An 18749-nucleotide genomic window follows, 5' to 3' on the forward strand; every position below is an offset into this window, starting at 1 on the left:
CCGTGCGCCGCCAGAGGACGGCTTTCGGCCGTTTCACCTTAACTGCATATTCTCTGCTCGTATAGACAGAGCAACAACAAGCGATGGTGAATTCACCGTCGCTTTTGTTGAACTTAAAGGGAGGTTTACATGATGAGCAGCCCATTGTCCGGGTGGTTCGCGCATCCGCTGCGTGTCCGGTATCAGGAAACGGATCAGATGGGTGTTGTGTTTCACACAAACTATTTGAACTGGTTTGAAATTGGGCGCACCGAGCTCATACGATCGGCAGGCTTTGATTACAAATCCATTGAACAAAGCGGCATGCTGCTGCCTGTCATCGATTTGCATTGCCATTATGCTTTGCCGGCGCGATACGATGACACGCTGCTTATTTGCACACGCATATCGGACTTCACCTCCGTGCGCTTAGCCTTCGAATCTGAAATTCGCAAAGTGGATGAGGCGTCGTTTAAGCCCGCTTTTTACGAGCTGCAGGAAAGTCTTCCGGGGGAGCGGCTCGTTACGGGAGGAACGAAGCATGTATGGGTGAATAAGGAGTGGCGCCCTATGCGTTTGGACAAAGGGCTTCCTGCGCTGTATGATTTAATAAGGCAGATAATAAGCTAAAGGATGACGGCTGCTGCCTGCATAAAGTGGATGGGAGGAATTTGTAATGAAAAAGTGGATAATCGCAGCATTAATCATATTGCCTTTAATAGAGTTTTGGGGCATCGTACAAGTAAGCGGCTGGCTTGGCGGCTGGCAGACATTTGGGCTCATTGTTCTGTTCAGTATGGCGGGTGCTTATTTAACGCTGGCGGAAGGACGCAAGGTGTGGACAGAGGCGCAGCATCAGCTGCAGCAGGGTCAAATACCTGGGCGCAAGCTGCTTGAAGGTTTATGTGTGCTGGCAGGCGGCTTGCTGCTGCTGATTCCCGGATTTTTCACCGATCTGATCGGAATTACCTTTCTGCTGCCGTTTACGCGTTCCTTTTATCAGCAAGTTATGCTGCATTGGCTGGAGAAACGGATACGCGGCGGGTCTTTTTCCATACGCAAGTTTTAAGATATTTACATTAGCTTTACAAATTAATAATATGACACGAATAGTTGTAGCGCATAATAGGGGCATATACGAGGGAGGCGCACATAATGACAAAACATTTGTCCCACTATGTTAACAGAGATTTGAGTTGGGCCGAATTTAACTGCCGAGTGCTTCAAGAGGCTCAGGATGTAAACAATCCGCTGCTGGAGCGGGCCAAGTTTCTAGCCATTGTATCCAGTAATTTAGATGAATTTATGAGTGTTCGTGTAGCGGGCATTCAAGAGCAAATCAAGGCGGGCTATTCTAAAATTGATTTTACAGGTTATACTCCCGCTGGCTTATGGAAACGATTAATTAAACGTACAAATCAAATGGTGCATGATCAATATAAATCTTATCGGGACGTGCTGCGCGGCTTGGGACGGGAAGGCATCACTATTCGTTCAATGAGCGAGCTGAATATGACGCAGTCCAAGGCCGTATCGGAGTATTTTCATGAAATCGTATTTCCTGTCCTGACACCGATGGCGGTCGATCAAAGCAGGCCTTTTCCACTTGTACATACGAAGGAATTATATTTAGCTGTTTTATTGCGCCATCCGGAAGCCGCACCGGAGGAAGACCCACTGTTCGCAATGGTACAGGTGCCATCGATTTTAGCGAGATTTGTGCCCCTACCTGAGCGTCCGAATAGCAAAAAGCGCGAATATGTGCTGCTTGAGGATTTGATTGAGCAATTTATTGATACCCTTTTTAATGGTTATGGAGCTTATGAGGTACATGCATTTCGTTTGACGCGCAATGCTGATTTTACGCTTAATGAGGATGCCGAAGACTTGCTGGAGGAGATTGAGAAGGAGCTGCGCAAGCGCCGTTGGGGTATCTCTGTACGGCTAGAGGTTGCTCGCGGCATGCATCCGGAGACACTTGATATTCTCAAGGATGAGCTGGAAATCGAGGATAACCTAATTGAAATTGATGGTCCACTCGATTTAAGCTTCTTGATGAAATTCGTCCAGGCCATTCCAGGCTACGACCATTTGCGTTATGAAAAAATGGAGCCGCTCTATCCGATGGAATTTGACGACACGGACGATATGTTTGAAGTGATTCGTCAGCGCGATGTGCTGATGTACCATCCATATGAATCGTTTGATGCGGTTAATGATTTTGTGATGCAGGCAGCGATTGATCCGGATGTGCTTGCCATTAAAATGACGATGTATCGGGTCAGCGGCAAGTCTGCGCTCGTTCAGGCACTGGCTGAAGCGGCCGAATCCGGCAAGCAGGTGACGGTTGTTGTAGAACTGAAGGCGCGATTCGATGAGGAGCGCAATATTGCTTGGGCTCGCCAGTTGGAAAAAGCAGGCTGTCATGTTGTTTACGGTCTGATTGGGCTGAAAACCCATGCGAAAATATTACTTGTCGTGCGCCGGGAACAGGACACGCTGCGCCGATATGTGCATGTTGGCACGGGTAATTACAATGACAGCACAGCGACGCTGTACACCGATATTGGCCTGTTTACCTCGCATCCGACAATCGGCGGCGATGCATCGGCGCTGTTTAATGAGGTGACGGGCTATTCCGATCCGTATGACTGGAAAGCTTTTGGTGTAGCTCCTACGGACCTCAAGCAGAAGTTGTTCCGTCTCATTGACCGGGAAATCGCCCATGTGGCGGCTGGTAAGAAGGGCCGTGTCATTGCGAAGATGAACTCGCTCTCCAATCAGGAGATGGTCGATAAACTTTATGAGGCATCGCAGGCAGGCGTGAAAATCGATTTGATTGTCCGCGGCGTATGCTGCTTGCGTCCTGGTGTGGCTGGCCGAAGCGAGAACATTCAGGTGATCAGCATTGTAGACCGTTATTTGGAGCATGCAAGGGTCATGTATTTCCACAATGGCGGGGAAGAGGAAGTGTATTTATCCAGTGCCGACTGGATGACGCGCAATCTGATGAAGCGAGTGGAGCTGATGTGTCCGGTGTACGACGCGCATTTGCGGCAGACGCTCATCAACATGCTGAACTTGAATTTGAATGACAATGTCAAAGCGAGGAAGCTCCTTTCCAGCGGCACTTACGTTCATGTTGAAAATGAACTTAAACCGTTTCGCAGCCAATTCGAGGCTAGACACATTCCAGGCTGGAAAGTACAAGTATAGAAAAATTAAAAAGCGCGGTGAAAAAGGAATGCTACTTTCCTTTTTCACCGCGCTTTTTATGTGTGAGAGGAACGCACCGCCGTCTACGCTTAAATATAATCAGGCAGCTCAAGCACAGGAGTCAATTTCCATAGCTTGGAGAACTCGGAAGCGAGCTCGCCTACCTCCAGGCGCTCAACGCTCAGCGAGCTGCTAGGGCGTACCGCATGCAGCTTAAGCTGCTCAGGAGCAAGGGAGACGCTCAATCTGCTCAGCGCCTGTGTCTCGCTGCGGTCAAGCGCTGATGCGAGCTGCAGCAGCGTACCCAGCCTGCCGATTAACTCATAGTCGGACTCGACAAGCATCTCTTTGTAGGGGCGGAGCTGCTGCCTTGCCCGACTTTTGCTTTTGTAGGAAGCAATCGAAGCCGTAATCAAAATTTCTTTATGGGACAATCCGTTCAAATGCGAGTTGACGATCAAATAAAACGTATGCTTGGCATAGTCGTAGTAGTCGATGGAAGCGCCGATTCGAAACAGGCTTGAAGCGGCATCAAGCAAGATCCGCGCTCGGGATGGCATTTGGTGCAGCTCTCTCAGCTCATCGTACAGCTGCAGTGCAAGCCGGTTCACCTGCGATACATGCTGCATCGGTGCAGCGGGATGGAGCATGCTGATGTTATGCAGGCTGAAGCCAAGCACATCCTGATGCTGAGACCCTTGTGGAAATCTAGTATCATGGAAAATACCGTCGCGAAGTCCAGCACCGCAAATGATATAGCCGGAAGCTTTAGTCAGCTTGTAAAGCTGGCGAAGCACGGCTAGGCCGGGCACAATAACGTCCACCCGATCTTTGGACAGGCCGGGGAACTTGCTGCGCTTGTCCAGCGGCAGGGCACGCAGCTGATCAAAAACCATTTCGGCGTCTCCGCCGGGTAGGGCATAATTATGCGTTTGATGAAAAGGGTAGCTTGTCGCCGCTTGATGAATTTTGCCCAGCGCCCTGGCGGTGCCGCCGACGCCAATCATAGGCAGTCCCTGCGCTTTGGCGAGCCATGGAACGGACTTGAAGGCCTCAAGCGCTACGCTGTCTAGCGCGCGCAGAGCCTCGTCGCTGAGCATGCCTTTCGCCGCGAAACGCCGATTCAGGCTGACGCAGCCAAAAGGAAAGGAGACGGAGTGCTGCAGCTTGCGTCCACGAAACAGCGATACCTCCGTGCTGCCGCCGCCAATATCGACTAACAGCCCATCCTCCAGGTCCATTGCATTAATCATCCCAAGGAAGCCAAAGGCCGCCTCCTGTTCGCCGCTAAGCAGTTCTATGTCAAGTCCGGTTTCGGCTTTTATCGCTTCCAGCACGACCGTGCGGTTCGAAGCATTGCGGATCGCCGCCGTTGCCACTGCGCGAATTTCCCCGGTGCGGTTATGGGCGCAAATTAAGCGGAAATGACTAAGTGTACCGAGCAGCTCGCTTATTGCCTCAGCCGATAGATTGCCCTGCTCGTCAATTCGCTCACTAAGCCGTGCCGGACGCTTGCTCCCGTCAATGACGCGGTGGGCTCCGTTTGCTGTTCGCTCATAAACGACGAGCCTCACCGAGTTGGAGCCTATGTCTATAATACCAATGCGATGTTCATTCATAGCGAACCTCCGTTTTTTTTGAAATATAGAGAAAGTATAACCTGACGATATCCTTTCTCTATATTTCTCGGAATGAAACGCGCCGCGCTACCAAAGGATGGCGACAGCCGTTTCACCTTGCAATACTTTATTTTAACATAGCGGATGCTGAATGTCTTAATAAGCGTAGAGGGACATTAAAGCCAGCTTCTAGGCATAACAATCGCAATAACCGAAATTTGTCGAATCAAGTATAAAAATGGATTTACAAGTCATATTAAAGGAGGCAGTTTATTAAACCATTTGGAGGTTTTACGAATGAATCAGTTTTCACAAACGAATATTAGCCAACAGCTTTCACAATGCGAGCAGCTTCTACAGCAGCTGATGCAGCAAACTCAGCAAGCATCAGGCATGTATCAGCAGCTCCTAAAGCAAGAACAAACGAATGCTGCACAGTTAGAGCAAATTGCTCAGCGTGAGCATCAAGCGGCTCATATTATCCAAACCTCATTGCAAGGTCACCAAAAGGCGATGCAGCAAATGCAGCAAATTTCTAGCATTTGCAATCAAATTTCCAGTTCAAATGCGAACCAGTCCTTCGCTTATCAACAGCCACAGTACCAAGGCTCATCTTTCGGAGAGTTAAATCATTAACCACCAAACAATTTGATCTAAAAAATGAAGCTGCGGCTGTTTCCCGGTATTTTGCTGGGGAGCGGTCGTTTCGTCTATTTACAAACGTTTATTATAGCTTGTACACGTGACCAGTTAGTACTCTGCCTGTTTTTCTGTTAAGATAGAAGACGGGTGTTTACATCTAACTACATAAGCAGGAACCAGATCTGTCAGGATGTCCAATGGTGAGGTTATTTCACATGACAGCTGACCCATCACAAATTTCTTTCTTACTGATAAAGCATTTTTATATGTGCTTTTGTTCACTTTGTTGTCAAAATCATTTATGATTATACGGACGACATGGATTCGAATGATATTTTGCGATGTGAAATTTCCAAGCTAAAGGAGAGAGAACGATGACAGCAACTAAAGGTCTGGAAGGAATTGTCGCCGCTTCTTCGTCAATCAGCTCGATTATTGACGGAGTGTTGACATACCGTGGGATAGATATTGATGATTTGGCAGAAAATGCGACATTTGAAGAGGTTGCCTATTTGTTATGGTATGGCAAACTGCCTAATCGTTCCGAGCTAGCAAAACTGCAGGAGCAGTTAGATGCATACACAGCAATTCCTGAAGGCGTTATCGAGCAAATCAAGCTGTATCCGAAGGATACGAATTCGATGGCGGCACTTCGTACAGCCATTTCAAGCCTTGCACTATATGATGGGTCGGCTAATGAAATGACTGCTGAAGCTAATCAGTTGAAAGCAATTAAGTTGCAGGCGCAATTGCCAGCCGTTGTAGCAGCGTTCGCTCGCATTCGTGAAGGCAAGGATCCTGTTGCTCCGAAGAAGGGCGTATCCATCGCTCATAATTTCCTCTACATGCTTACAGGCAAAGATCCTGAAGAGATTGCTGTGAAAGCGCTTGATCAGGCGCTTGTGCTTCATGCTGATCATGAGCTTAATGCCTCTACCTTTGCTGCTCGAGTAACGGTTGCGACGTTGTCCGACATTTATTCTGGTGTGACTTCTGCAATCGGAGCGCTTAAAGGCCCACTGCATGGCGGTGCTAATGAGGCGGTAATGGTTATGCTGGAGGAAATCGGTACATTTGCTAATGTTGAGTCTTATATCAACAACGCGCTTGCTAACAAGCAGAAGATTATGGGCTTTGGTCACCGCGTTTACAAAAACGGCGATCCGCGCGCCAAGCATCTGCAAAAAATGTCGCAAGAGCTTGGCAAGCTGACTGGAAATTTGGAGCTTTATGAAATGTCAATTAAGATCGAAGAGCTCGTTACGGGTCAAAAAGGCCTCAAGCCGAACGTTGATTTTTACTCAGCTTCCGTCTATACAACACTAGGCATTGCCCGTGACCTATTCACGCCAATTTTTGCGATTAGCCGCGTTTCCGGCTGGAGCGCTCATATTCTTGAGCAATACGAGAACAATCGCTTGATTCGTCCTCGCGCCGACTATATCGGTCCAGTCAACGCGAAATATATTCCAATCGACGAGCGCTAAGCGCTGCTGTTATTACCGTTACACAAATTAAAGGAGGAATTATAAACAATGGCTCAATTCGAAAAATTCGCATTACCTACTGAAGGCGACAAAATTACAATCGACAACGGTGTACTTAACGTACCTAGCAATCCAATCATTCCTTTCATCGAAGGCGACGGCACAGGCCGCGATATCTGGCGCGCTTCGAAACGCGTGCTTGACGCAGCTGTTGCGAAAGCTTACGGCGGCGACAAAAAGATCGCTTGGTACGAAGTTTTTGCCGGCGAGAAAGCATTCAATGCATACGGCGAGTGGTTGCCAGCTGATACGCTGACAGCAATTCGTGAATATATCGTAGCCATTAAAGGTCCTTTGACTACGCCAATCGGCGGCGGTATCCGTTCCCTGAACGTAGCGCTTCGTCAAGAGCTTGACCTGTATGTATGCCTGCGTCCTGTTCGTTACTTCGACGGCGTTCCTTCCCCTGTAAAACGCCCTGAGCTGGTTGACATGGTTATTTTCCGTGAAAACACAGAGGATATTTATGCGGGTATCGAGTACCAAGAAGGTTCCGCAGAAGTGAAAAAAGTGATTAACTTCCTGCAAACTGAAATGGGCGTTAACAAAATCCGTTTCCCTGAAACTTCGGGTATCGGCATCAAGCCGGTTTCCAAAGAAGGTTCCCAGCGTCTTGCTCGCGCAGCAATTGAATATTCGCTTAAGCATGGCCGCAAGTCGCTTACACTTGTACACAAAGGCAACATCATGAAATTCACAGAAGGAGCTTTCAAAAACTGGGGCTACGAAGTAGCTGAAACTGAGTTTGCGGAGCAAACCTTCACTTGGGGTCAATACGACCGCATTAAAGAAGCAGAAGGCACTGACGCTGCAAATGCAGCACAAGCAGCTGCTGAAGCGGCTGGCAAGCTGATCGTGAAGGACGCTATTGCGGACATCGCTTTGCAGCAAGTTCTGACTCGTCCGACTGACTTTGATGTAATCGCAACGCTGAACCTGAACGGTGACTACCTGTCCGATGCACTTGCAGCGCAAGTTGGCGGTATCGGTATCGCTCCAGGAGCTAACATCAACTACTTGACTGGACATGCTATCTTCGAAGCTACGCATGGTACAGCTCCTAAATATGCGGATAAAGATGTTGTTAACCCAGGTTCGGTTATTCTCTCCGGCGTCATGCTGCTTGAGCACCTTGGCTGGCAGGAAGCGGCTGACCTGATCTACAAAGGTCTGGAAGCATCGATCAACAACAAAACCGTTACTTATGACTTTGCCCGCCTGATGGATGGCGCTAAAGAAGTGAAATGCTCCGAGTTCGCTGACGAGGTTATTAACAACTTTTAGAGCCAACAATATTTGGAGGTAATGAGACAATGGCAATCAAACGCAGAAAAATTACAGTTGTCGGAGCAGGCTTCACAGGTGCTACAACTGCCCTGATGGCAGCACAAAAAGAGCTTGGCGACGTTGTGCTCGTCGATATTCCGCAATTGGAAAACCCGACTAAGGGCAAAGCGCTTGACATGCTTGAATCGACACCCGTACAAGGCCTTGATGTTAACATTATCGGAACTTCTGACTATGCAGATACGAAAGATTCCGATGTCGTTATTATTACAGCGGGCATTGCCCGTAAACCCGGCATGAGCCGTGACGATCTTGTTAACACAAACGCAGGTATTGTGAAATCCGTTTGTGAGAACGTAAAGGCAACAAGCCCTAACGCTTATGTCATTATTCTTAGCAACCCGGTTGATGCTATGACTTACGTTGCTTACCAAGCGCTTGGTTTCCCTAAAAACCGCGTTATCGGCCAATCCGGCGTACTTGACACTGCTCGTTACTGCACCTTTATTGCGCAAGAGCTTAACGTTTCCGTGGAGGATGTTCGCGGGTTCGTGCTCGGCGGTCATGGCGACGATATGGTTCCACTTGTTCGTTATTCCAATGCTGGCGGCATTCCAATCGAAAAGCTGATCTCTGCTGAGCGAATTGAAGCTATCGTACAGCGCGCTCGCGTTGGTGGCGGCGAAATCGTTAATTTGCTTGGCAACGGCAGCGCTTATTATGCGCCTGCTGCAGCGCTTGTGCAAATGACAGAAGCGATTTTGAAGGACAAAAAACGCATTATTCCAGTTATCGCTTACCTTGAAGGCGAATATGGCTATGACGATCTGTTCATGGGTGTACCCGCTGTAATTGGCGGCGATGGCATTGAGAAGGTGCTGGAGCTTGATTTGACGGCTGACGAAAAGGCTGCGCTTGATCAATCGGCGCAATCGGTGAGAACGGTCATCCAAATCGTGTCTGCTTAATTGATTTAGCCAAAGCAAGCTGGCTTTTATAAAAGATTTGGTACGGGAGGACCCTGACACTTTGCTGGCAGGGTTTTTCCGTTTGAAATATAACCATTTATAAGCTTCACACCTATTAATCGGCTTTTATTGGTAAATGGTCTATTGTATAGGATGCTTATCGTAAAAAGGGAGGGAAAGAAGCATGCTGGAGCAAGCTAGAGCCGAGCTGAAACGGGTGTACGGCTATGACTCGTTTCGACCTGGACAGGAAGCCATTATTCAAGGAATACTGGAAGGCCGGGATACGCTTGCCATTCTCCCGACTGGCGGAGGCAAGTCCGTCTGTTACCAAATACCTTCCTTGCTGATGAATGGAACGACGCTTGTTGTTTCTCCGCTCATATCGCTTATGAAGGATCAGGTCGATGCGCTGAACAGACTCGGCATTCCAGCGGCTTTTCTGAACAGCTCGCTTGGGGCTGTTGAATATCGCGAAGTGCTGCGGAGCGCGTTCAGAGGCGATTACAAGCTGCTGTATGTGGCACCAGAGCGGCTTGATGCGCCGATGTTCAGCTCGCTTAGCGAGCAGATGGAAATTCCAATGATCGCCATTGACGAGGCGCACTGTGTTTCACAGTGGGGTCATGATTTCCGCCCAAGCTATCGCCAGCTCGCAGGCTGGATTGGACAACTGGCTAATCGTCCTTTAGTTGCAGGCTTTACCGCAACGGCAACGGATGAGGTGGCACGGGATGTATCGGTTATGCTGGGCATGCGTGATCCAAATATTTTTGTCAGCGGCTTTGCAAGGCCGAATTTATCGCTGTCGGTCATTAGCGGTGCGGACAAGAAGAAGTTTTTGCAAAAGTTTATTTCCGAGCGCGAGGAGCAGTCGGGCATTATTTATACGGCTACGCGCAAAGAAGCCGAGTCCGTACATGACCAGCTCGTACGCAAAGGCATTGCCGCAGGCAAATACCACGGCGGGCTACCCGACGAGGAGCGGGCTACGACGCAGGAGCGCTTCCGTTTTGATGAGCTGCGCGTCATGGTCGCAACGAATGCGTTTGGCATGGGCATCGACAAGCCTAACGTGCGTTATGTGCTTCACTGGCAAATGCCAGGCGACGTTGAGTCGTATTATCAGGAGGCGGGCCGGGCTGGACGCGACGGCGAGGAAAGTGAATGCATTTTGCTGTTCGAGCCTCAGGATGTGCAGGTGCAGCGGTTTTTGGTCGAGCAGGGTGTCGGCGATACAGAACGGAAGTCGATTCAGCTGTCCAAGCTGAATACGATGATGAACTACAGCCGGACACATCGCTGCCTGCAGCAGTTTATCGTCGATTATTTTGGCGAGAAGAATGTGGAGCCGTGCGGAAAATGCGGCAACTGCCTCGATAAAAGCGAGCTCGTTGATCGTACGTCGGAAGCGCAGAAGGCCCTTTCCTGCGTTGGCAGAATGCGCGGGCGGTTTGGCGTGACGATGGCAGCCAAAGTGCTTAAAGGCTCACGCGACAAACGGCTGCTCGAGTTCAGGCTGGATGAGCTCACGACATATGGGCTGCTCAGCAGCTGGCCGGAGAAGGAAATTACAGATTGGCTGTATTGGCTTGTAGCCGAAGGCTATTTGCGGATGAGCGATGGGCAATATCCGACCGTCTCGCTTACGACGAATGCTCTGCCTGTTCTCGAAGGCAAGGAGACGGTCATGCAGCGTCTGCGGACAACGGTGAAGCGTCGGGATTCGGGGCAGGGCGGAATGGCTTCGCCGCTGTTCGATGCGCTGAAGCAGTGGCGCAAGGAGACGGCAGCCCGCGAAAATGTGCCGCCGTTTATGCTGTTTTTTGATGCAACACTCAAGGAATTGGCCGATGCAAGGCCGCTCACGGAAGATGAGCTGCTGCAAACGAAAGGGATTGGTGCAGCCAAGGCGCGGAAGTATGGCGCGGAGGTGCTGGCTATTATAGGCGAGCATGCAGGCAAGCCTAATGAAGCAGCTGGTCGTGCAGCAGGCGGATCCGCTTCCTATGGCTCCGGACAAGCGTCTGGTGGCGGTCCATCTAGGACGACTTCCGCAGAGTCGCCTGGCAAGGCGGCGAGCGATGAAACGCCTAGCCATGTGCTGTCTCTAGAGCTGTTTAATGAAGGCAAATCGCCGCAGGACATTTCCGCAGAGCGCGGCCTCAGCCGGGTAACGGTGGAAGGGCATATTATCCGCTGTGCGGAGGAGGGCTATGAGTTGGACTTTAGCCGTATTATTCCTGCCCATCGCGAAGAGGAGATTGTAGCAGCTATTATGGAGCTGAGTCCCGAGAAGCTGCGTCCGATTAAAGATGCGCTGCCGGATGATGTCGATTATTTTGCGATCCATGCCGTTATTTTTAAATATGGCCTGAAGGCAGAGGATTGAGCGGAAGATCACTTTTTAACGAATAAAGCGAATCGCTTAATGGAAGTTCTTTGTATTTGATAGGTTCATTTAGTATACTGTGTTTAGTAGAAAAACGGTGCAAGTGCAGCGCTGGCGGGCACTCTTCGCAATGCAACCATGAAGCTTACGCGACTTGCGTAAGCTTTGCCATGCGAGAATTAGGTCTATGCTTGCCAAGCGCATGCTGCCCCGCAATATTTTTTAGGAGGAAAGCTGAATGTATGACGTAATGGTTTTGCTGCATTTATTGGGTGCAGGGGGGATGGGTTTTTATATCGTGCTTCCGATTATGATTGGCCGCGCATCGAAGCTTGCTGGAGTAGGACAGGAGGGTCTCGCTGAGGGTCTGCTTTCGGCAAATCGGATCGCGCAATATTTTCTCATTGTCCAGCTGCTGACAGGCGGATACATGATGTCGAAAGGCGATTATGCGGTTATTTGGATGATTATTGTAACGCTTTTGTTTTTGGGGATTGCCGCACTCGGAGGTATTATTACAAAGCCGCTGAAGCGAATTGTGTCCTCTATTCGTGAAGGTCAAAGCGCTTCCGCACATATCGGCAAAGCTCGCATCATGAGCCTTATCGTGCTGGTGCTGTATGTGGTTGTCATTTATTTTATGCGTTATCCAATTATGACTACCATGTAGAAAGTCGGCAAGTGAATACAATGTTTGTTTGACTATGGAAGGAAAGTAAGCTCAAATCAACGTTGCAGGGGGCGGAGAATGTGGGACAAGCATCACCAGACATCATTACATTCGGAGAATCGATGGCGCTATTTATGCCGCAGGAGCATAAGGCGATTGAAAGGGCGACTACACTAGAGCAGGGCTTCGGCGGTGCAGAAAGCAATGTCGCCATTGGTCTTTCACGCTTAGGCAGCTCGGTAGGCTGGTTCGGCGCACTTGGTAATGATCCTTTCGGCCGGATTATATTGAAAACGCTTCGCGGTGAAGGAGTAGATGTAACCCGCGTTAGGCTGAGTGATGAAGCACCGACAGGTATGATGTTCCGCGAGACGGTAGCTGGCCGTATGGCAGTGCATTATTACCGCAAGCATTCCGCTGCCAGCCGAATGGAGCCTGAGCATCTTGATGAGGCGTATATTCAGGGAGCGAAGCTGCTGCATGTAACAGGAATTACAGCGGCGCTTAGCGATAGCTGCCGCCGGACCGTACGCAGAGCCATCGACATTGCGAAGGATGCGGGTGTCAAAGTAAGCTTTGATCCCAATTTGCGGTTGAAGCTTTGGTCGATCGAGGAAGCGCGGGAAGTGCTGCTGCCATTCGCTGCGGATGCAGATTATTTTTTGCCGGGCTGGGATGAGCTGATGCTGCTGTACAGCACAGATAGCTACGAAGCGGTGAAGCAAAAGCTGCTTGAGCTGGATGCGGTGACGATCATTAAAGGCAAAGATGATGCGACAATTGTGCTGGAGGGCAGCGAGGAGACGGCTGTTCCTTTCTATAAGGCGGAGAAGGTCATTGATACGGTCGGAGCGGGCGATGGTTTTTGCGCTGGCTTTTTGGCTGGCATTATGAAGGGCATGACGCCTGTTGAAGCTGTAAAGCTTGCCAGCATCAATGGCTCACTCGTCGTTCAAATGCGTGGAGATTGGGAGGCGCTTCCAGAATGGAGCGTTGTCGAGCAGCGAATGAGCGATAAAGCGTGGGTGGAGCGTTAATTATGGCAGAACCGAATGTTCCGTCGTCTAAAGGACAGCGCCGCCGCGAGGCGATTTTGCAGCTGCTTAAGCAGCAGGGGCGCGTTACGATTTCCGAGATTGTGGAGCAATTCGATTGTTCGGAGGCGACCGCAAGAAGAGACTTAGAGCAAATGGAGGCCAGCTATCCGATAATTCGGACGATTGGCGGGGCGATGTATGACGGGCTCAGCGTCGTACGTGATATGGGTTTTTCGGAAAAGCAGGATATTTCGTACCTCGAAAAAGAGAGAATTGCCGCGAAGGCGGTATCGCTTATTCAGGAGGGCGATGTCATCGGCCTGTCCGGCGGCACGACCAATTATTTGATCGCTAAGCAGCTTAAGCTCAGAAGCGGTATTACCGTCGTAACGAATGCGGTCAATATTGCGATGGAGCTGGCGGGAAGCCCAATCCAGGTCGTTGTAACGGGCGGCATTATGCGCCATAACAGCTTTGAGCTTTGCGGGCCGCTGGGAGAAGGCATGGTCGAGCATTTGAATATTGGCAAAATGTTCATTGGCGTCGATGGCGTATCGGCAGGCGGGGGCATTACTACTTATTCGGAACAGGAAGCACAAATTGCCAAAGCGTTAATCAGACGCTCCACCCAGACGTATGCCGTATTCGATCAGACGAAGGTTGGCAAAATGTCACTATTCTCGATTTCGCCGCTTGCAGCGCTGCAGGCTTTCATTACAGACCAGCCGATTGAAGGCGAGCTTAAGTCAGCGGCACAGCAGCTGAATATTGACGTTTATGTAGCAGATACGAATGGTTAGCAGGGGAGGCAGCGGGAGCTGGAAAGGTGGCTCCTGCTGCCTCCTTTTGCATGAATTAGCCTGCCCCATGTAAGGGTGGCATTGTAACGATTAGCTTTCGTTTAGTATTGACAATAAATAAACGATCGTTTATTGTTGACGCATGAGACTAAGAGATGAAAATAAAATCGAATTAATTTTTGAAGCTACGATTCAGTTGATTAATGAAATTGGCATTTCGGAAACGTCGATTTCTAAAATCGCCAAACGGGCGAATGTGTCTGCGGCTACGATTTACATTTATTTTGAGAATAAGGAGGATATGCTCGGCAAGACGTATTTAAAAGCGAAGAAAATAATGAGCGATAAGCTGTTTAATGGGGTCGACCATTCCGCACCGATTCAGCAGCTCTTTGATCTGTACATTCGCAATTTTATCCAGTTTATACAGGAGCACAAATCCTATTTTTTGTTTATGGAACAAATCTCAAACTCTCCATTGCTGCAAAATTGGTGCCTGGAAGAAACCGCGGCGCTTTATTTACCTATATATGAGTTTTTTGAGAGTGGCAAGCAGCAGCAGCTGTTCAAGGATGTAGATAATGATATGCTTATTACTTACTCTATTTTGCCGATAGCTGAACTGGCTAAAGAGCAGTTTAAAGGTGATTTTGAGTTTACGCCTGAAAAGCTGGATATAGCGATTAAAATGAGCTGGGACGCTATAAAGAGATAAGTTTTTTGACGCTATATAAATGATCATTCACTTATTATATGAGAAGCTGTGGATATCGTTTTTAGACCGAATAATGCATGTCCAAAGACGATTTCCACTGCTCCTGTTCGGTATTTAAAGCTCGGCTGCCTTTATTCAAGGGAGCCGAGCTTTATTTTACGCCGCGCAGGTAGTTTTGATTGCATTAAATACATACCGTAGCTCTGTAATAAAATAAAGCAAGGGAGCAGATCAAGCCGATATCTTGCCTGTATTTCAATCCAAAGCTGCACGAACGCATAGCCTAGCAGTAAAATCAGAAACAGCATATAGCTGGCTTTCTGCTGCAGCGCAAATCGGCTGCGCCATAAGCTGTACAGCGAATACACCCCGGCTGCGCTCATAGCCGTGAAGAGGAAACGCTCCGCTATTTTAAGGGTAACAGCAAGCTCTATCCGGTTCATATCCTTCAAGCTCCACATGACCGCTGAATCCTCTTCGCCCCAAAAAACAGTGAGCTTGCGTGCGAACAAGGAGGCGACGGCGACTGGATCACTGAGACGCTCCTTAATTAATGCCAGCTCTGCTGCATCGCGCTCCTCGCCAAGCTTAAATTGCAGTACATATTTGCCATCCTCAAGCGACCATCTGCCATCGGTTTCTGCATTTAGCCCCACGACGAATTTCCAGTAAGGCTCCCGGTTAGAAAGTGGGTATTGCGAGGCTCCGCTTTGCACGAGTGCAAAGCTGGCCAGAGATTGCACCATGTAAAATATAATAAGCACCCCAGCGGCACGGGCAAGCATTCCGGTAGAGACTTTGCCTAACGATAGCCCGGCAGGCCTGCAATCATCCGAGTTAGCTTTAAGCAAGCGAAATAACAGTAGAAAGGCAACAAAGCCAGCTATATAAACGAGGCTGAGCGGCCTCATGATGTTTCCTAGTCCGAAGGCGAGCCCGATTAGCAGCCAGCCATAGTTGGTTTCGAAGCGTTTATTTATAATAAGCAGGCAGCCGAGTGTGAAAAAAAAGGTCGACCAATGCTGATTCGTCAGCACCGAGCACATGATGATAGTAGGAATATATAAGGCATAAAGCAGTCCTGCAATTCGCGCCGTATGCTCGTTAAACAGCTCTAGCGCAGCATAATAAACGAGCAGCGCGGTTGCTGTACTGAATAGTACATTTACTAGCTTAAGCATGAACAGCGCTGCTCCGCCAAATAGCTTGATCATGCCCGCTTCATACATCGTAAAGCCAAACTGGTATACCCAACTAAGGAAATATTCATCCTGATTAAATGAAAAATCGCCTGCTGCTGCGAGCTGGGCAGCATGATACATAAATAGGAAATCGGAATCGGGAGGCGTATCGATCCAAATCATCCAGCCAAGCCGGGTTAGCAGGCTGACCGCCATTAGTGCAAGCAAATAGCCTTTAGCCGATAGGCTGCGCCCAAGCAGCCGAGAGGCGGCAAGTATGAGGATGAGCGTAAGTAAAATGCCGCTAGCGGCGAGCAAGGGATTTTGGAGCAGCTGCGTTGTATTCATAAAGGAAGCAGTGAAAACGACAACGAAAAACAAGCCTCCTATAAAAGTGAGTGCTTGAGCAGATAAAGAACGAATCGATTGGAATGAGTGGAATAAACGCATAGCTTCTCCTTTCTTTTAGCGGACTGACTTCTCCAAGTTTATCCGAAAAGGGGTAATGAGGCTAGCGGCGAGCTGGATTTGATTAAAACCGGCAGAAATAAGCATTATTAAACCGAAGCCTATGCTGTGCTATGTATCTCAAACGAATAAAGCCGCCCCTGCTGTTAGGCAAGGGCGGCTTACATCTATTCAGGATAGGGTTCATTTGTCGGAAGCATGAAACACAAGCTTGCCGCCTACCCAGGTGCGGCTCACAGCGGAGAAATCAGCATCCGTCAGGATGACATCTGCTTGCTTGCCGCAAGCGATGGAGCCCGTCTGCTCATAGATGCCAAGCTGCTTAGCCGCATTGCCGCTCGCGCAGCGGCTGACTTCAGCGACGGACAGCTTAGTGTTCGCCAGCATGTACCGGAAGGCGCGCAGCATCGTCAGACTGCTGCCTGCGAGACTGCCGCTGCCCTGCAGGCGGGCAACCTGATCCTTCATCTCGACGGCCAAGCCGCCGAGCGAGTAGTTCCCGTCGGGCATGCCCGCTGCCGACATGGCATCGGTAATGAGAATAAGCTTGTCTGCCGGTTTGGCAGCTGTAAGCAGCCGGATCGCTCCCGGATGGACATGATGGCCGTCGGCAATCAGCTCGGCGTAAATCCGTGGATCGCTGAGAACAGCGCCGACGGTTCCCGGTTCCCGGTGATGCAGCGGACGCATCGCATTATACGTATGGACGGCGTGGGACAGCCCAGCGTCTGCTGCGGCTTCCATATCCGCGTAGGTAGCATCTGTATGGCCGCAAGCGGCAACGATGTTATTTTCAGCAAGCCAGGCAATGAGGGGAAGAGAGCCTTCCCGTTCAGGGGCAAGCGTCAAAATTTGAATTAAATCGGGAAACGCTGCAGTCCATGCTTCCAGCCAGTCAAGCCGAGGAGGCGAGAGGTAAGCGGGATTTTGCGCACCGATCCATTTTTCATTCAGAAAAGGCCCTTCCAAATGGACGCCAAGCAGCGCAGCATAGGGCATGTCGCCGCTTCTGTAATCCGCTGCTGCTTGCAAAACAGCTTCGATAGCTTCTTTAGACGCTGTCATCGTAGTCGCCAACATGCCAGTTGTGCCTTGGGAGGCGTGGAAACGGGTAATCGTGTCGTAGCTGCTGCGGCTGGCATCCATAAAGTCGGCGCCAAAGCCGCCATGCACATGGACGTCGATAAAGCCCGGCAATAAATAACCGCCGGCTCCATCTATAGTTGGCAGCGCCAGCTCCTCAGCGCTAGGAACAGCATCATTTTCCAGCAGACGGTGAATGAGGCCATTTTTAATAACGGCACTGCCGGTAATAATACGGTCTTCCAAGACAATATGGACGTGATGTATCACCCATGAGGCGGGCGAGTTGAACATATTATTTCAGCTTCCTTCCGGCTTCGCGGTCGAGAAGCACGATAACCCGGGGATGCGTCTGGAGCAGCGAAGCCGGTACATTGGTTGTGATAGGGCCGGTTAACGCTTGCTTCACGATCTCCGCTTTATCTGCGCCGCGAACCACGAGTATTATGGTGTGTGCTTTCAGGATGGAGCCAACACCCATCGTCAGCGCCATCTTCGGAACTTCTGCGGCCGATTCAAAAAAACGGGCATTCGCTTCCAACGTTTCTGCCTTTAATTGAACGGCATGGGTGCCTGCGGATAGCAACGCATCAGGCTCATTAAAGCCTATATGTCCGTTATGTCCGAGCCCAAGCAGCTGAATATCGATCGGGTTTTGCTCCAGCAGCTGGTCGTAACGGCCGCATTCGGCTTCCAAATTTTCAGCCAGCCCATTAGGTAGATGATAATGGTCGTCTGCAATATCAATTTGGGAAAATAAATGCTGCTTCATATAATAAGCATAGCTTTGTTCATGCTCAGGAGGAAGGCCTACATATTCATCCAAATTGACGGTAGTCGTCTTGGCGAAGGATACCTCCTTGCTGCGATATGCTTCTATTATTTTGGCATAGATGCCGAGAGGTGTCGAGCCTGTAGCGAGCCCTAGCACTGCATCCGGCTTCTCCTGGATTTTATTAATAATGGTTTGGGCCGCATAAGCGTCAAGCAGCTCCCAGTCGTTAAAGTGAATGATTTGCATCATGAAGCGCCTCCTTCAGGTTATGATTTTATTTTAAACCAAAACTATCTTTTTAACAATAATTTTGATTGTAAAATTCATATTAATGAATTTTACAATCAATTTAACATGGGCTTACAGCATA

The 18749-nt window shown here is 49.5% G+C and carries 16 protein-coding genes; 12 read left to right on the forward strand and 4 right to left on the reverse strand.

Annotated elements, in window-relative coordinates; all coding sequences use genetic code 11:
- Window positions 1–132 precede the first annotated feature (132 nt).
- The 3 genes from MHB80_RS08220 to ppk1 all read left to right on the forward strand — a co-directional run bounded on the left by MHB80_RS08220 (window position 133) and on the right by ppk1 (window position 3195).
- Window positions 133–609 carry a thioesterase family protein gene (locus tag MHB80_RS08220; RefSeq protein ID WP_341282903.1) on the forward strand — a complete coding sequence of 159 codons (477 nt, stop codon included), beginning with the start codon at window positions 133–135 and terminating at the stop codon, window positions 607–609.
- Between the two features lie 46 nt (window positions 610–655).
- Window positions 656–1048, forward strand: a complete 393-nt coding sequence (locus MHB80_RS08225) for an FxsA family protein (protein ID WP_341281694.1) — start codon at window positions 656–658, stop codon at window positions 1046–1048.
- Between the two features lie 83 nt (window positions 1049–1131).
- Window positions 1132–3195 (forward strand): polyphosphate kinase 1, encoded by a 2064-nt coding sequence (ppk1, locus tag MHB80_RS08230; protein WP_341282904.1) that lies wholly within the window; start codon window positions 1132–1134, stop codon window positions 3193–3195.
- 89 nt (window positions 3196–3284) lie between these two features.
- Here ppk1 and ppx read toward each other — a convergent pair whose 3' ends face one another.
- On the reverse strand, window positions 3285–4814 hold the full coding sequence (gene ppx, locus MHB80_RS08235) for an exopolyphosphatase (protein WP_341281695.1): 1530 nt from the start codon (window positions 4812–4814) through the stop codon (window positions 3285–3287).
- Between the two features lie 297 nt (window positions 4815–5111).
- Between ppx and MHB80_RS08240 the strand changes: the two genes are divergently transcribed.
- The 9 genes from MHB80_RS08240 (at window position 5112) to MHB80_RS08280 (ending at window position 14872) form a co-directional block, all read left to right on the forward strand.
- Window positions 5112–5450, forward strand: coding sequence for a hypothetical protein (locus MHB80_RS08240; RefSeq protein ID WP_341281696.1), 339 nt, complete (start codon window positions 5112–5114; stop codon window positions 5448–5450).
- 380 nt (window positions 5451–5830) lie between these two features.
- Complete coding sequence (citZ, locus tag MHB80_RS08245) at window positions 5831–6943, forward strand: citrate synthase (RefSeq protein WP_341281697.1); 1113 nt, start codon at window positions 5831–5833, stop codon at window positions 6941–6943.
- Between the two features lie 48 nt (window positions 6944–6991).
- Entirely contained in the window at window positions 6992–8287 is a 1296-nt protein-coding gene (icd, locus tag MHB80_RS08250) for an NADP-dependent isocitrate dehydrogenase (RefSeq protein ID WP_341281698.1), read from the forward strand.
- A 29-nt stretch (window positions 8288–8316) separates the two neighbouring features.
- The gene (gene mdh, locus MHB80_RS08255) at window positions 8317–9258 is read left to right on the forward strand and encodes a malate dehydrogenase (protein ID WP_338555211.1); all 942 of its coding nucleotides are present in this window, start codon (window positions 8317–8319) and stop codon (window positions 9256–9258) included.
- Between the two features lie 184 nt (window positions 9259–9442).
- Window positions 9443–11650 carry a DNA helicase RecQ gene (gene recQ / locus MHB80_RS08260; protein WP_341281699.1) on the forward strand — a complete coding sequence of 736 codons (2208 nt, stop codon included), beginning with the start codon at window positions 9443–9445 and terminating at the stop codon, window positions 11648–11650.
- A gap of 238 nt (window positions 11651–11888) precedes the next feature.
- Window positions 11889–12320, forward strand: coding sequence for a hypothetical protein (locus tag MHB80_RS08265; RefSeq protein WP_341281700.1), 432 nt, complete (start codon window positions 11889–11891; stop codon window positions 12318–12320).
- A gap of 80 nt (window positions 12321–12400) precedes the next feature.
- Window positions 12401–13357 (forward strand): sugar kinase, encoded by a 957-nt coding sequence (locus tag MHB80_RS08270; protein ID WP_341281701.1) that lies wholly within the window; start codon window positions 12401–12403, stop codon window positions 13355–13357.
- A 2-nt stretch (window positions 13358–13359) separates the two neighbouring features.
- A complete protein-coding gene (locus MHB80_RS08275) occupies window positions 13360–14157 on the forward strand; it encodes a DeoR/GlpR family DNA-binding transcription regulator (RefSeq protein WP_341281702.1) in 798 nt (265 codons plus the stop codon).
- Window positions 14158–14299: 142 nt separating this feature from the next.
- The gene (locus tag MHB80_RS08280) at window positions 14300–14872 is read left to right on the forward strand and encodes a TetR/AcrR family transcriptional regulator (RefSeq protein WP_341281703.1); all 573 of its coding nucleotides are present in this window, start codon (window positions 14300–14302) and stop codon (window positions 14870–14872) included.
- A 131-nt stretch (window positions 14873–15003) separates the two neighbouring features.
- Here MHB80_RS08280 and MHB80_RS08285 read toward each other — a convergent pair whose 3' ends face one another.
- The 3 genes from MHB80_RS08285 to nagB all read right to left on the reverse strand — a co-directional run bounded on the left by MHB80_RS08285 (window position 15004) and on the right by nagB (window position 18625).
- A complete protein-coding gene (locus tag MHB80_RS08285) occupies window positions 15004–16503 on the reverse strand; it encodes a glycosyltransferase family 39 protein (RefSeq protein ID WP_341281704.1) in 1500 nt (499 codons plus the stop codon).
- A 201-nt stretch (window positions 16504–16704) separates the two neighbouring features.
- Complete coding sequence (gene nagA, locus MHB80_RS08290; RefSeq protein ID WP_341281705.1) at window positions 16705–17898, reverse strand: N-acetylglucosamine-6-phosphate deacetylase; 1194 nt, start codon at window positions 17896–17898, stop codon at window positions 16705–16707.
- Between the two features lies 1 nt (window position 17899).
- Window positions 17900–18625, reverse strand: coding sequence for a glucosamine-6-phosphate deaminase (gene nagB / locus MHB80_RS08295; protein WP_341282905.1), 726 nt, complete (start codon window positions 18623–18625; stop codon window positions 17900–17902).
- Between the last annotated feature and the right edge of the window lie 124 nt (window positions 18626–18749).

The sequence above is a fragment of the Paenibacillus sp. FSL H8-0537 genome, from assembly GCF_038051995.1.
Lineage (GTDB): Bacteria > Bacillota > Bacilli > Paenibacillales > Paenibacillaceae > Pristimantibacillus.